At 59.5% G+C, this 13936-nt stretch carries 14 protein-coding genes and 5 tRNA genes; 2 read left to right on the forward strand and 17 right to left on the reverse strand.

Annotation, left to right across the window (positions count from 1 at the left end; all coding sequences use genetic code 11):
* The first annotated feature begins 71 nt into the window (after positions 1-71).
* Together I2H81_RS00885 and I2H81_RS00890 are read left to right on the forward strand one after the other, a co-directional pair.
* Positions 72-1988, forward strand: a complete 1917-nt coding sequence (locus tag I2H81_RS00885) for a BMP family ABC transporter substrate-binding protein (protein ID WP_195644187.1) — start codon at positions 72-74, stop codon at positions 1986-1988.
* Complete coding sequence (locus tag I2H81_RS00890; protein ID WP_117563789.1) at positions 1985-2695, forward strand: metallophosphoesterase family protein; 711 nt, start codon at positions 1985-1987, stop codon at positions 2693-2695. Before I2H81_RS00885 ends, I2H81_RS00890 begins: the two co-directional genes overlap by 4 nt.
* Positions 2696-2822: 127 nt before the next feature.
* Here the strand turns inward: I2H81_RS00890 and rplA are convergent, their stop codons facing one another.
* The 17 genes from rplA to disA form a co-directional block, all read right to left on the reverse strand.
* Positions 2823-3530 (reverse strand): 50S ribosomal protein L1, encoded by a 708-nt coding sequence (gene rplA, locus I2H81_RS00895; RefSeq protein WP_022093892.1) that lies wholly within the window; start codon positions 3528-3530, stop codon positions 2823-2825.
* A 117-nt stretch (positions 3531-3647) separates the two neighbouring features.
* On the reverse strand, positions 3648-4076 hold the full coding sequence (gene rplK, locus I2H81_RS00900) for a 50S ribosomal protein L11 (RefSeq protein WP_022093893.1): 429 nt from the start codon (positions 4074-4076) through the stop codon (positions 3648-3650).
* A 120-nt stretch (positions 4077-4196) separates the two neighbouring features.
* Positions 4197-4733 (reverse strand): transcription termination/antitermination protein NusG, encoded by a 537-nt coding sequence (gene nusG / locus I2H81_RS00905; RefSeq protein WP_006234984.1) that lies wholly within the window; start codon positions 4731-4733, stop codon positions 4197-4199.
* Positions 4734-4736: 3 nt separating this feature from the next.
* Positions 4737-5075, reverse strand: a complete 339-nt coding sequence (gene secE / locus I2H81_RS00910) for a preprotein translocase subunit SecE (RefSeq protein WP_195644188.1) — start codon at positions 5073-5075, stop codon at positions 4737-4739.
* A 76-nt stretch (positions 5076-5151) separates the two neighbouring features.
* Positions 5152-5227 (reverse strand) — tRNA-Trp (locus I2H81_RS00915).
* A gap of 13 nt (positions 5228-5240) precedes the next feature.
* Positions 5241-5390: a 50S ribosomal protein L33 gene (gene rpmG / locus I2H81_RS00920; protein ID WP_022093895.1), complete on the reverse strand. Its 150-nt coding sequence runs from the start codon at positions 5388-5390 to the stop codon at positions 5241-5243.
* Positions 5391-5669: 279 nt separating this feature from the next.
* Positions 5670-6860 (reverse strand): elongation factor Tu, encoded by a 1191-nt coding sequence (gene tuf / locus I2H81_RS00925; protein ID WP_117563790.1) that lies wholly within the window; start codon positions 6858-6860, stop codon positions 5670-5672.
* Between the two features lie 96 nt (positions 6861-6956).
* Positions 6957-7033: transfer RNA gene (locus I2H81_RS00930), tRNA-Met, on the reverse strand.
* 3 nt (positions 7034-7036) lie between these two features.
* Positions 7037-7112: transfer RNA gene (locus I2H81_RS00935), tRNA-Thr, on the reverse strand.
* A gap of 10 nt (positions 7113-7122) precedes the next feature.
* Positions 7123-7204 (reverse strand) — tRNA-Tyr (locus tag I2H81_RS00940).
* 792 nt (positions 7205-7996) lie between these two features.
* Positions 7997-8071: transfer RNA gene (locus I2H81_RS00945), tRNA-Thr, on the reverse strand.
* Between the two features lie 225 nt (positions 8072-8296).
* A complete protein-coding gene (locus I2H81_RS00950) occupies positions 8297-8974 on the reverse strand; it encodes an NYN domain-containing protein (protein WP_006234978.1) in 678 nt (225 codons plus the stop codon).
* 3 nt (positions 8975-8977) lie between these two features.
* Entirely contained in the window at positions 8978-9892 is a 915-nt protein-coding gene (gene rlmB, locus I2H81_RS00955; RefSeq protein ID WP_195644189.1) for a 23S rRNA (guanosine(2251)-2'-O)-methyltransferase RlmB, read from the reverse strand.
* 187 nt (positions 9893-10079) lie between these two features.
* Complete coding sequence (cysS, locus tag I2H81_RS00960) at positions 10080-11546, reverse strand: cysteine--tRNA ligase (RefSeq protein ID WP_195644190.1); 1467 nt, start codon at positions 11544-11546, stop codon at positions 10080-10082.
* A gap of 3 nt (positions 11547-11549) precedes the next feature.
* A complete protein-coding gene (gene ispF / locus I2H81_RS00965) occupies positions 11550-12044 on the reverse strand; it encodes a 2-C-methyl-D-erythritol 2,4-cyclodiphosphate synthase (protein WP_006234975.1) in 495 nt (164 codons plus the stop codon).
* A complete protein-coding gene (ispD, locus tag I2H81_RS00970; RefSeq protein WP_195644191.1) occupies positions 12034-12762 on the reverse strand; it encodes a 2-C-methyl-D-erythritol 4-phosphate cytidylyltransferase in 729 nt (242 codons plus the stop codon). The genes ispF and ispD overlap by 11 nt, the downstream gene beginning before the upstream one ends.
* Entirely contained in the window at positions 12762-13802 is a 1041-nt protein-coding gene (disA, locus tag I2H81_RS00975; RefSeq protein ID WP_369831362.1) for a DNA integrity scanning diadenylate cyclase DisA, read from the reverse strand. Before disA ends, ispD begins: the two co-directional genes overlap by 1 nt.
* Positions 13803-13936 lie beyond the last annotated feature (134 nt).

The raw sequence follows: 13936 nt of genomic DNA on the forward strand, positions 1-13936 counted from the left end.
CCTTTGTGGTGGTTTCGCATCGTGGTACCATGGTTCATATCGTTGTTTAAACGACTAAGGGAGTAGACACCATGGAAGAGGCCTATCGTCAAGCACGCAAGCGCGGCGAGCAGGGACGCCGTCGCGCCATCAGCCAAAGCGAGCATCCGTACCTCACGGACCTCGACAGTTTGGTTGCTCAGCTCCCCTTAGGTCAGCGAGAGAGCGTCGGCCTGCGGGATATTCCGCTCGAAATGGTCGTCGGCACGGTCACCAAGGGCCGTCAGTCCGCCTTTTCGTGTAACTTTATGCCCTTGTTGCCGTTTAACACCGAGTTCGCCCGCAAGTGGTCCAACCTCTACGACATCCAGGTGACCGAGGGCTATCGCGACCCCATCATCGTCACCGAGTTCATGCATCGGTTCTACGTCCAGGAGGGCAACAAGCGCGTCAGCGTCCTCAAATTCCTGGACGCCCCGACGGTTTCAGCCAAGGTCACCCGTCTCTACCCCGGCACATGGGATTCCGTCGAAAGTCGCCTATACGGCGAGTTCTGCGCGTTTTGGCGCGTCTGCCCCCTATACGAGATCGAGTTCTCGCGCGAGGGAAGCTACGAGACGCTCGCCAAGATGCTCGGCCAGGACCTTGTCGAAAAGTGGCCACAGAAAAAGGTCGACTACCTGCGCCACACCTTCCTACTCTTTAAGCGCGCCTACCTTCGCGCAGGCGGCGACCACCTGGACATTACGCCCGCCGACGCCATGCTCGTCTACCTCAACGTGTACAACCAGGACCGTCTGCTGGATACGCCGACGGACATCGTCGTAAACCGCCTGTGCAAGATTTGGCGCGAGCTGGTCATTGCCGGCAAAAGTGACGAGGACAAGGTCGATCTTGTCGAGGCGCCGAGTGTCGATGAGGAAGAGGCGCCCGCCAAGTCCACCTCCGGCGTGCTCAACTTCTTTATGGGCAAGACCGTCTACTCGGCGGCCAACCCCCTGCGCATCGCCTTTATCCATGAGTTCCCCTGTGCGACGTCGAGCTGGGACAGCCTGCACGACCAAGGGCGTCAGTATCTCGATGAGCATTTTGGCGGTATCGTGCGCACCGAGGCGTTCGAGGACTGTCACAATCCGGACGTGTTCTACGCCGCCGTGGAAACGGCTGTCAAACATGGAGCTAACGTCATCTTCTCGACCTCGCACCGCCTGATGGAATACACGCTCAGAGCTGCCGTTGAGTATCCCCAGGTGCGGTTCCTTAACTGCTCTATCGGCCTTCCCCACCAAAGCGTCCGTTCGTACTTTGGCAAGATGTACGAGGCCAAGTTCCTCCTGGGCGCCCTTGCCGCCAGTATGGCGGACAACCACCGTATCGGCTACCACGCGTCGGTCTTCGCCTCGGGCGCACTCAGCGAGATCAACGCCTTTGCGATTGGCGCCTCGCTGCTCGACCCCCGTGCGCAAATTATCCTGACCTGGGGCGATGTGCCCGCCGGAGGCCTTGCCGAGGCCATGTGCCGCGAAGGCGTGAGCGTCATGACCGGCGCCGACATGTCAAAGTCGCTCGTAGACCCTACGGCCTACGGACTCCACCGCCTAGTCGACGGCAAAGTCGCCGGCATCGCCATGCCCGTATGGAACTGGGGCCGTTACTACGAGCTTATCGTGCGAAGCCTGCTGCATGGCACCTGGGATGAGACCAGTGACGACAGCCAGGTTCGCGCCGTCAACTACTGGTATGGCATGAGCTCGGGCGTCATCGACATTCGCTACGCTCCGGGCCTGCCCTATCAGACGCGCAAACTGGTGCAGCTGCTCCGCAATGGCATCGTCGAGGGCTCCATCAATCCCTTTGGCGGCGAGCTTCATAGCCAAGACGGCGTGGTGCAGATCGAGGGCTTTCCCCCACTGCCGAGCGCGCAGATTGTCGAGATGAATTGGCTGGCGGACAACGTGGTAGGCACCATTCCGCAGCTCGACGATGAGCCGGGAGTTACCGCCCTATGAAGATCCTTGCCATAGCAGATACCGAAGAACGATGCCTTTGGGAGTGCTTTCGCAAGGAGCGCTTTGAGGGTGTCGACCTGATTCTGTCTGCCGGCGATCTGGACCCGGACTATCTTGAGTTTTTGGTCACCGTCATCAACAAACCGCTCATCTACGTTCGCGGCAACCACGACGACCGCTACGCACGTCATGCACCGGGCGGATGTATCTGCGTGGAAGACAGCGTGTACACGTACCGAGGGATTCGCATTGCGGGCCTTGGCGGGTCCATGCGTTATCGCGACGGCGCCAACATGTACACCGAACGCGAGATGTCCAAGCGCATGCGTAAGCTGTCGCGTAAGGTTAGGATGGTCGGCGGGTGCGACATTCTGCTTACCCATGCACCCGCCGCCGGTATGGGTGATCTGGATGATCTGCCGCATCGAGGGTTTGAGTGCTTTAACACAGCGCTTGAGTCCTGGGGGGCCGACTACATGGTGCATGGGCATGTACACCAAAGCTACGGTTACGATTTTCAGCGCGAGCGGCAGCATGTGTGTGGAACGACGATCATCAACGCCTGCGGCTATACGCAGTTTGAGCTCGACCAGACGCGCTACCCCATCCGTGGCTGGCAGGCAGCCTGGCTCAACTCGCAAACCATGCGCCGCGAGCTCAAACGCCACGAGGCCATCGAGTCCTCTACCGCCAGAACACCCTGGTAACCACCTCAAAGAGGTCACTTTCCCCTTTGGGGTGGTTTTACCCCGAGATAGCAAGAAACCCGGTCCTGCACGAGGCAGAACCGGGTTTCTTTAGCAATGCTTGCTTTGCTCAGGCAGTAACTAAAAGTTACTCAGCCAGGAAGTCGCGCTGGACAGCGGGATCGACCTTGACGCCAGGGCCCATGGTGGAAGACACGGAGATGGACTTGACGTACTTGCCCTTAGCAGAAGAGGGCTTGACGCGCAGGATCTCGGTGTACAGGGCAGCGTAGTTCTCAACGAGCTGCTGCTCAGAGAAGGACTTCTTGCCCAGGGGCACGTGGCAGATGCCGTAACGGTCGGCGCGGTACTCAACGCGGCCAGCCTTGAGCTCGGAGACCATCTTGGCGACGTCCATGGTCACGGTGCCGAGCTTGGGGTTCGGCATGAGGCCACGGGGACCAAGGATCTTACCGATGCGGCCAACCTTGGCCATCATGTTCGGCGTTGCGATAGCAGCGTCGAAGTTGATCTCGCCCTTCTGGATCTGGGCGACGAGCTCGTCGGAACCGATGATGTCGGCGCCGGCGGCTTCGGCCTCGCGGGCCTTCTCGCCCTCGGCGAAGACGGCAACACGAACGGTCTTGCCGGTGCCGTGGGGCAGGGAGATGGAACCACGAATGTTCTGGTCAGCCTTACGAGTATCGATGCCCAGACGGAAGTGGGCCTCGACGGTCTCGTCGAACTTGGCGGTGTCGAGCTCCTTGATGAGCTTGGCAGCCTGAAGGGGGGTGTAGAGCGTGGCGCGGTCGATCTTCTCGGCAGCGGCGTTATAGCTCTTACCATGCTTAGCCATGTGCATTACCTCCTGTGGTTAAACGGGCGTGAGCCCTCCCACATCGTATCGTGTGCCCTATTGCACACATATAACGGGCACCCCGGTCGGAGCACCCGTCATTACCTAAAGAAATCGCTACTCAGCGATGGTGACGCCCATGGAGCGGGCGGTACCGGCGATGATCTTCTTAGCGGCGTCAATGTCGTTGGCATTGAGGTCCGGCATCTTGATCTCGGCGATCTTGGTGAGCTGCTCCTGGGAGAGCTGACCGACCTTGTCGGCCTGGGGCTTAGCGGAACCAGACTTGAGGTTCAGCTCCTTCTTGATGAGGTGAGCCGCCGGCGGGGTCTTGGTGATGAAGGAGAAGGACTTATCCTCGTAGACAGAAATCTCAACGGGGATGATGTCACCCTTCTTGTCCTGCGTCTCGGCGTTAAAGGCCTGGCAGAACTGCATGATGTTCACGCCAGCAGCGCCCAGGGCGGGGCCGACGGGAGGAGCGGGGTTAGCGGCACCAGCAGGAATCTGGAGCTTAATGACGTTGGCAACCTTCTTCTCAGCCATGGTCATTCCTTTCGAATCACGAGTGTGAAGTACTTGCTATATCGTAAGCACGCACGTGTTAGAAGCACTCCTGAGATGAGCAGTCACAGAAGAAGCACGCTCGCGCGAACGGACGAAAACTTAAGCGATGACAGCGACCTGGTTAAAGTCGAGCTCGACCGGCGTCTCGCGGCCAAAGATCATCAGCGTGACCTTGAGCTTGCCAGCCTCGGTGTTAACCTCGGAGACCTTGCCATCAAAGTCGGTAAGCGGGCCATCGGTGACGCGGACGGACGTGCCGACCTGAATATCAACCGAGGTGCGCTTGGGCGAATCGCCCTTACCGGGACGACGAGTCATCTTGTTGTACTCGTCGCGGGAAAGCGGAGCGGGCTTGCCGTTGCCGCCTAGGAAACCGGTGACGCCGGGCGTGTTGCGAACACACGTCCAAGCATCGTCATCCATCTCCATGCGGACCAGGACATAACCCGGGAAGATCTTGGAATCCTTGGTCTCGCGCTTGCCACCCTCTTTGATCTCGGTGACGCGCTCCATAGGAATCTCGATATCAAAGATACGGTCCTGCATGCCCATGGTCTCGATGCGATGCTCGAGATCGGACTTAACGCGGTTCTCGTATCCAGAGTAAGTGTGAACGACGTACCAACGCTTAGACATGGTTTAGCCCCTCAATCCAGAGAACAGAGCAAGAGCCTCGCTAAAGCCAGCATCGAGCAGAGCGATGACGACGCCGACGACGATCAGAGAAGCGCAAACGACGACCGAGTAGTTCACGAGCTCCTTCTTATCGGGCCACGTGACACGCTTCATCTCGGACTTGACCGAGGCGAAATACTTCTTGGTGCGGGCGAAGAAACCAGGCTTCTCGTTCTTCTTGGACTTCGCAGCCTTCTCGTTCTTCTTGGCAACGGCCTTCTTGGCCTCAACCTTGGAGTTGGCGGCAGCGTTGTTGGCAGGTGCCGGCTGCTGTGCCTTCTTCTTGTTCTTCTTGTTGGCCATTTGGGTTACCTCCGCGCAATGCGCTTATACATGAGTAAACCGTAAGCCCCCAAGTGGGAGCTTACGGAATAATGACTGGCACGCCAGGAAGGACTCGAACCCTCAACACTCGGTTTTGGAGACCGATGCTCTACCAATTGAACTACTGGCGTATGTGACTAGAGACTAGCGAGTCTCTTTGTGCAGCGTGTGGTGACGGCACCAGGGGCAATACTTCTTGATCTCCATACGATCAGGCATGGTCGACTTGTTCTTGGTGGTCGTATAGTTGCGGCGCTTGCACTCAGTGCACGCAAGAGTAACTAGAGTACGCATGTATCCTGAACCTTTCATTTCCGCCCCGTACGGGCACGAGTTGTTACTTTATCAGCTCCACGTAAGTGCTGTCAATGAAAACCTCGAGTCAATTGGTTCTCGGTGGATCCATTCATATTTGGAACACATCAATGAAGCCATCGAGAGCTAATCGACGGTGCATCCAGGACCATTATCGATCCTCTCGACACCAGCAACGGCTCAACATCCATTGCAGAAAAGAACCCGGCACCCATATAAGTGCCGGGTTCTCTAAGTCAGCTATATCAAAGAGCTAATTTACTCAATGATCGTGGAGACGATGCCCGAACCGACGGTGTGGCCGCCCTCACGGATAGCGAAGCGCAGGCCCTCCTCCATGGCGATCGGGTGGATGAGGTCGCCCTCGATGGTGATGTGGTCACCAGGCATAGCCATCTCGGTGCCCTCGGGGAGCTTGACCGTACCGGTAACGTCGGTGGTACGGAAGTAGAACTGAGGACGATAACCATCGAAGAACGGGGTGTGACGGCCGCCCTCCTCCTTGGTCAGAACGTAGATCTCACCGGTGAACTTGGTGTGCGGGGTAACCGAACCGGGCTTGCAGAGAACCTGGCCGCGCTCGATGTCCTCGCGCTTGATGCCGCGGAGCAGCAGACCGACGTTGTCGCCAGCCTCGCAGAAGTCCATGGACTTACGGAACATCTCGATACCGGTAACGACGGTGTTCTGGGTATCCTTGATGCCGACGATCTCGACGGGCTCGTTGAGCTTGAGCTCACCGCGCTCGACACGACCGGTAGCAACGGTACCACGGCCGGAGATGGTCATAACGTCCTCAACGGCCATCAGGAACGGGAGGTCGTTGTTACGAGCAGGCGTCGGGATGTACTCGTCGACAGCGTTCATGAGCTCGCGAATGGCGTCCATCCACTTGGCGTCGCCCTCGAGAGCGCCCAGAGCGGAACCACGGATGACGGGGATGTCGTCGCCGGGGAAATCGTACTCGGAGAGGAGCTCACGGGTCTCCATCTCGACGAGGTCGATGAGCTCGTCATCGTCGACCATGTCGCACTTGTTCAGGAAGACGACGATGTAGGGAACGCCGACCTGACGGGCGAGCAGGATGTGCTCGCGGGTCTGAGCCATGGGGCCGTCGGTAGCGGCGATGACCAGGATAGCGCCGTCCATCTGAGCAGCACCGGAGATCATGTTCTTGACGTAGTCAGCGTGGCCCGGGCAGTCAACGTGAGCGTAGTGACGGGCAGCAGTCTCGTACTCGACGTGGGAGACGGAGATCGTAATGCCGCGCTCGCGCTCCTCGGGAGCCTTGTCGATGTTCTCGAACGCAGTGAAGTCAGCCTTGCAGCCCTCGGTCTCGGAGAGAACCTTGGTGATGGCAGCGGTCAGCGTGGTCTTGCCGTGGTCGACGTGACCAATGGTGCCGATGTTAACATGCGGCTTAGTGCGCTCAAACTTCTCTTTGGCCATAAAGCCCTCCTCTAAACAGGTCGTCCCCGGACGGGACTTTGCCTTTATACCATAGTGGCCTCTCAACATACTATTGAGAAGCCACCGTGTTACCTATGGTAGCGGTGACTGGATTCGAACCAGTGACGCCACGGGTATGAACCGTGTGCTCTAACCAACTGAGCTACACCGCCGGATGGAGCCTGCAACCAGACTTGAACTGGTGACCTCTTCGTTACCAACGAAGTGCTCTACCGACTGAGCTATACAGGCACTTGACGGGTGGGAGCTATAGGATTCGAACCTATGTAGGCAGAGCCAACGGGTTTACAGCCCGTCCCCATTAACCACTCGGGCAAACTCCCAATCGTTCAAGTATCCGCAGGTTCTTTGGTCTTTTGGACCGCCGCCCCCGCGAACGAAGAAGATAATACGATGCCACCTTGGGGGCTGTCAACGAAAACCTCTAGATACACGGTGCCGGGCGTATCTATATTCTTTTGACCTGCGGTTTTGTTGAGTTTGGATATGAAGGATGGTGGATTTGCATGTAGCGGTGACATTTCCCAAGGGAACACTTTGGCATAGTGGAGTAAGCCTGCGGATTATTACTTCGATAACAGCCTATTTGCACCTATATATAGGTCGAGATCGGGCTTCCGCGGCAAATTCGAGCGTGGATTTTCTCCCGTTTGAAATCGAGCGTGGATAATCTCCCACTTTTGGCATGGCCCCAAGGCCAAAGTGGCAGATTATCCACGCTCATTCTCCAGGCGGGAGATTTTCCACTCTCGTGTGTCCGAAAATCCTCGCTCGATGACGATGACCAACCTCGCCCTGGCTTCTGTCTCGATCTGTAACAGTAAGAGGGTTATTCCTCCTCTATCTGTTACAGATCGAGATGTTTCCCTGGCGGCTTGTCTGTTTATCTAAATCTATAACAGCAAGAACGGCTTTCAGCCTCTTCGTGTTATAGATCGAGATGTTATCGACCATCCCTTGGCATTGTCTCGATCTGTAACTATAAGGAGGGTTTTCAGCCCGCCCGTGTTACAGATCGAGACAAACCTGAAGCATGGTTGGCGCCAAACCCGCTGACTTATCGACAAAAAAGAAACGGGCCCTGTCCCATATAGAGACAGAGCCCGAAACTTTCATGGAGCCAGTGACAGGAATCGAACCTGCAACCCACTGATTACAAATCAGTTGCGCTACCGTTGCGCCACACTGGCACACTTGGCGCTTTCGCGCGAAGCCAGTTAAGAATAAAGGAATTACGGACGGGGCGCAACAGACCCTTCGACCGACCACATCTCAAAACTATTCGCCAGAACGAATAGTTTTATCTGTTCGCCAAAACAAAAAACTATTCGTTTTGGCGAGACCGACCTGCAACCCACTGATTACAAACCAGTTGGCTGGTCAATCGAGAAAGCAACTCCCCATAGAAGGGTTACCTACCTCCCGCGCAGGGCCTTGAGCTTGGCCAGGGCATCGGGACTCAGGCGGCTGCCCAGAGTCATCTTGATCTGCGGAGCTTCCTCTGCCTCGTGAACGTCGTTATCGATCTGTTTGATCTCGTCCACCAGCATACGGCTCGAGATGCGCGTAACGCCCTTGCCCATGACGACGGCTTGAATTGTGCCGTCACTCGATACCACGGAGCACGCGCGGCCCTCCTCACGTGCCTCGATGCAGAGCTTCTGCACCACGGTATCGGCAGAGACGCCCGTCGGCGAAAACTCAATGCGCACGCCGCGAGCTGGCAGGTTGGGGCGCTCGCTGGAGATATTACCCGCACCGTCAAACACGATCACGGCCTCGTAACGGCCCTGGGCAAACGCAGCTACGTCATTAATGAGCGCCGTGCGCGCCATATCGTGGACGTCGCTGGAATACGGATCGTCGGAATGGTCGTACACGAGCTTTTCGTAGCGCGGCGTGCAGTGGATCACGTTGTAGCCGTCGACCACCAAAAGCTCAGGCTTATTGGAGTGCACCGTCGAGACCGGATCGGCGATGGCCTGCGCAAACGCATTGCCGCCCACGCCATAGGTCGCGGCCGAAACAATCGGCTTGGCCGAGCCCTCGCCAAAGCGCTTGGCCTTGGACTTGGCGCGGTTCTTCTTGGACATGCGCTACTCCTCCCCCATGAGCTCGCCGGCATTGCGGCGCAGCCACTCAAAGCACAGCGCGGTGGTCGCCTGGGCAACATTGAGACTCTCGGTCATGCCGCGCTGGGGAAGCTTGGTCAAAAAGTCGCATTTCTCAAGCACCAGGCGCGAGATGCCGTCGCCCTCGGAGCCCATGACGAGCGCAACGCGGCCCTCGAAGGGAGCATCCCAGCAGCTGCCCTCGGCGTGCTCGGAAGCACCGCCCACCCAAAAGCCGGCGGCCTTGAGGTCGTCGAGCGCTCGAGCGATGTTGGGAACCTGTGCGATGGGCAGATGCATAACGGCACCAGCAGAGGTTTTGTAGCTGCCCACGGTCACACCGGCGGCGCGCTTGTTGGCAATGATGACGCCCGCCGCGCCCACGACCTCGGCGGAGCGCACGATCGCACCAAAGTTGCCATCGTCGGTCACATGGTCGAGCACGACGACGAGCGCCGGTCCGTCACCCGCGCGATCGAGGATATCGGCGACATCGGCATAGGGGAAATTACCCACCTCGAGCGCGATGCCCTGGTGAGCGCCATGGCTCGACAGCGCATCGAGCTGCGCGCGCGGCACATACTTAATGCGGACGCCCGCGGCGTTGAGGTCATCGACCAGACGAGACAGGGCGGCATCGCGCTCCCCGCCCTCGGCGATGAGCGCGCACTTGACGGGAAAGCCGGTACGCAGCGCCTCGGCGGCGGCACGGCGACCTTCGATAAACTCGCCCTTGGGAACCTGGACGTTATCGCGGCTACGCTCGCGCTGCGGGCGAACAGCCTGTGATCGCTCGCGCTGGCCCTTGGGAGTGGCAGCGCGGTCGTTGCGGCGAATCGGACGCGAGCCAGAAGCAGTCTGCTTGCCTCCACGCGGTGCACGCTTGCGATTGTCGGCCATAAGACGGCCTCCTTAAAAACATTTTTCAAACAAGATAAAAGAAGCGACCGCTTAAGACGAATAGCTCAAGCGGTCGGTACGGGTTTTCCAAGTGCCCGAGATTGCCGTGAAAGAGGAGCGACGCGTACTTGAGTACGCGAGCGACGGTTTGAACGGCAAGGTCGGGTGCTTGGGAAACCCGTAAGGATTAGAGAGACTTGATACGGGTGCCGGCGGCGGTATCCTCGATCGTCAGGCCCAGGTCCTTGAGCTGATCGCGGATGGCATCAGCCAGATCCCAGTTCTTGGCGGCACGGGCCTCGGCACGAGCCTCGAGAATCTTGGCAGCGGCCTCGTCCACGTCGTCGCCCGTGTAGGCGACCAGGCCGGCGGCAACGCCTAGCAGTCCCAGCGGCAGCTCGACCTTGGGCTCGGGAAGCTCGACGCCAAATGTGTCGAGCAACTCAACCAGCGTATCGGCGGCAGCAAGCGCGGCGGCCTTGTCGGCAGCGTCGCCCGCCTGCTCCAGGTACTGGTTGCACTCGGTCACAAAGCCAAAGACGGCGCCCATGGCACCGGCGGTATTAAAGTCGTCGTCCATGCACTCCTTAAAGGTGGCACGGGTCTCGGCGGCCTTGGCGGCAAACGCCTCGGATGCCGCCTCGTCGGCATCAGCCGTCGCATGGTTCGCGGCCCAGCGCAGGTTCTCGACCGTACCGGCGATACGCGTGAGCGAGTTCTCGGCACCATCCAGGCGCTCCCAGGAGAAGTCAAGCGGCGAGCGATAGCTCGTCTGCAGCATTAGCAGGCGCAGGGCCGCGGCAGAGTGCTGTTCGAGCACCTCGGCCAGCGTAAAGAAATTTCCGAGCGACTTGGACATCTTCTCGCCGTCGACCAGCAGCATGCCCGTGTGCATCCAGGTGTTGGAGAAACCCTGGTGCCAGGCGCAGGTGGCCTGGGCGCACTCGTTCTCGTGATGCGGGAAGGCAAGGTCGGAGCCGCCGCCGTGGATGTCGATCGGGGTGCCCAGGTAGCGATGCACCATGGCGGCGCACTCGGTGTGCCAACCGGGACGGCCTTCGCCCCAGGGGCTCGGCCAGCTGGGCTCGCCGGGCTTGGCGGCCTTCCACAGGGCAAAGTCGAGCGGGTCGTTCTTGTCCTCGTTCTCCTCGATGCGCGCGCCAACCATCAGATCGTCGATGTTGCGACCCGAGACCTGACCATAGTTGGGATCGCTGCGCACGGCAAAGTACACGTCGCCGTTATCGGCGGCGTAGGCATGGCCCTGCTCGATAAGCGTCTTGATCATAGCGATCATGGGGCCGATCTCCTTGGTGGCGCGGGGGCGCACATCGGGATCGAGCACGTTGGCGGCACGCATGACGCCGATGAACTTGTCGGAGAACTCCGTCGCGACCTCGGCAGCCGTACGGCCCTGCTCGTTGGCGCGCTTGATGATCTTGTCATCGACATCGGTGAGGTTCTGGGCGAACGTGACCTCGTAGCCGCTCGCGATGAGCCAGCGACGAATCACGTCAAAGCTGATGAACGTGCGGGCATTGCCGATGTGGATGTTGTCGTAGACCGTGGGGCCGCACACGTACATGCGGACCTTGCCGGACTCGATGGGCTGGAACTCTTCCTTTTTATGGGTAGCGCTGTTGTAGATACGCATTCGTTACTCCTTAACGGTTTTCTGTAGCAGGCAGACGGCCCAGGCGCCAATTCCCTCGCCTTGGCCTTCCCAACCGAGCTTTTCGGTCGTGGTGGCGGCGACGCCCACGTTTTCGACGTCGACGCCCAGGGCATGGGCAAGGTTGGCGCGCATGGCATCGCGGTGCGGAGTGATCTTGGGTTGCTGACAGGCAATGGTGCAATCGGCATCGACAAACTCAAAGCCCAGCTCGCGCGCATAGTCCATCACGCGAGCGAGCAGCACCATCGAATCGGCACCCTCATAGGCGGGGTCGGTATCGGGGAATAGCTTGCCGATGTCTCCCCCGCGGCAGGCGCCCAGAATGGCGTCGGCCAAGGCGTGCGCGAGCACATCGGCATCCGAGTGGCCCAGCAGGCCGCGCTCGTAGGGAATGTCAACACCGCCGATGATACATCGACGCCCCTCCACCAGACGGTGGACGTCGTAGCCATGGCCAATGCGCAGGTTACTGAACATGGGGAAGGTCCTCTCCCTCGGCCATACGGCCAAGCAGAATCGCGGTTACGGGACGAAGGTCCTCGGGCACCGTCACCTTTAGGTTGTCGCGTGGGCTCTGGACGCAGCGGACGCGCCCACCCATGCGCTCGACCAGCGATGAATCGTCGGTACCGATAAAGCCCTCGGCGATAGCAGCGGCGTGAGCGCGCTTCATGGCGTCGACGCTAAAGATCTGCGGCGTCTGCGCGGCCCAATAGAGCTCGCGCGGCGGCGTCTCGACGATGTTGTCGCCATCGACGATCTTGAGCGTATCGATCGCGGGCTGACCGCACACGACACCGTCGAGGGCACGGTCGCTCACGAGCGCGTCGATAGCGTGGTCGATAGCCTCGGTCGTAATGAGCGGACGGGCGCCATCGTGGATGGCGACATATTCAAAGCCCGCCGGCACCGCGTGCACGCCGGCGCGGGTGGAATCCTGGCGGGTCTCGCCGGCATCGGCAAAGCTGATGGGCGTGCTATACGAATACGGGCTGATGGCCAGGCGGCGCATCTCGGCACGACGCTCGGCAGGGCAAACCACGACGATGTGGCCGACCTTATTGCTACGGTCAAATGCGCGGATGGACCAGCTCATAAGCGGACGGCCCGCTACATTGACGAGCTGCTTACCACCGGGGTTACCAAAGCGCTGGCCGCTGCCACCGGCAACGACCACGGCGCATACGGGCGCCATTATGCGTTCCCCTGTTTGGTGCCCTTCATGCGGTACAGGGAATCCGCAAGAATGGCAGGGTTGTTGACGCCAAAGTCGCCCAGGCGCTCCGGATCCTCGCTGATGTCGTCCATGAGCTCCTGCAGCGATCCATACTCGTCGACGATTTTCTCGGCCACGCCGTCGCGCACGACGGACACGCGCGAAAGCGTGCGCAGGCCCAGCGGTGTCATGACGGAGTCCTCGTCCAGGTCGTCGTAACCCAGAACCGCCGCCACATGCTGCGGGTCGGACAAGTCCTTGGGCGTCATACGGCTCAGGTTGGCGCGGATCTTTTCGGCATTGGCCTCGGAAGAATCGCTCGCGTAGTCGCGGATCATCAGGTCGTACTCGGTATCCATGCTGGAGCCGGCGAGCTGCTCGAGCTGCATCTGCACGAGCTTGCCCTGGTTACCCAGCTTGACGATGCAATCCTTAAGCTCGGTCTTTGCCTGCTGCATGATCTCGAAGCTCGAGAAGATACCGGTAATGTCGGCGAGCGTAACGTAATCGTCGAGCTCGAGGGCTGTCAGGCGCAGCAGGGAGCGGTCGAGCGACTGACGGGTGGTCTGGAGCGTGGCGACTAGCTGGTTGACCGAGCTCATGATGGTGGTGACGGGCTGGATCTCGTAGCTCTTGCCGTGAACGTACACGTTGACGACGGCACGACGGGCCGAGACCGAGATCACGATGGCGTCGGTGAGCACCGACATGCGAGCGGCGGTGCGGTGACGCATGCCCGTCTCACTCGTGGCGAGCGAGGGATCGGGATTGAGGTGGAAGTTGGCGCGCAGGATCTGGGTGAGGTCGCCGTCGATGACGATGGCACCGTCCATCTTGGAGAGCTCGAACAGACGGTTCGAGGTGAACGAAATGTTGAGCGGGAAGCCGTCGTTGCCGGCAGCAAGCACGTTTTCGGTGTCGCCAACGCAGATAAGTGCGCCCAGGTGACCGGCGATGATCATGTCGAGGGCGGTGCGGATCGGCTGACCAGGTGCCGTCAGGCGGATGGCCTGTTCCATACGCTTTTGCAGCTCGTTCTTATCCAAAGCATCGCTCCCATCGTATACGCTCCATAAACGCTAAATAGTTTCTCACGGTTTGTCCCCGCGGCGCTCGCGAAATCCGATGCTTACAGAATGAGCGAACACCGCTA

Origin of the sequence: Collinsella aerofaciens, assembly GCF_015561195.1 — a bacterium.
GTDB classification, from domain to species: Bacteria; Actinomycetota; Coriobacteriia; order Coriobacteriales; family Coriobacteriaceae; genus Collinsella; species Collinsella aerofaciens_AC.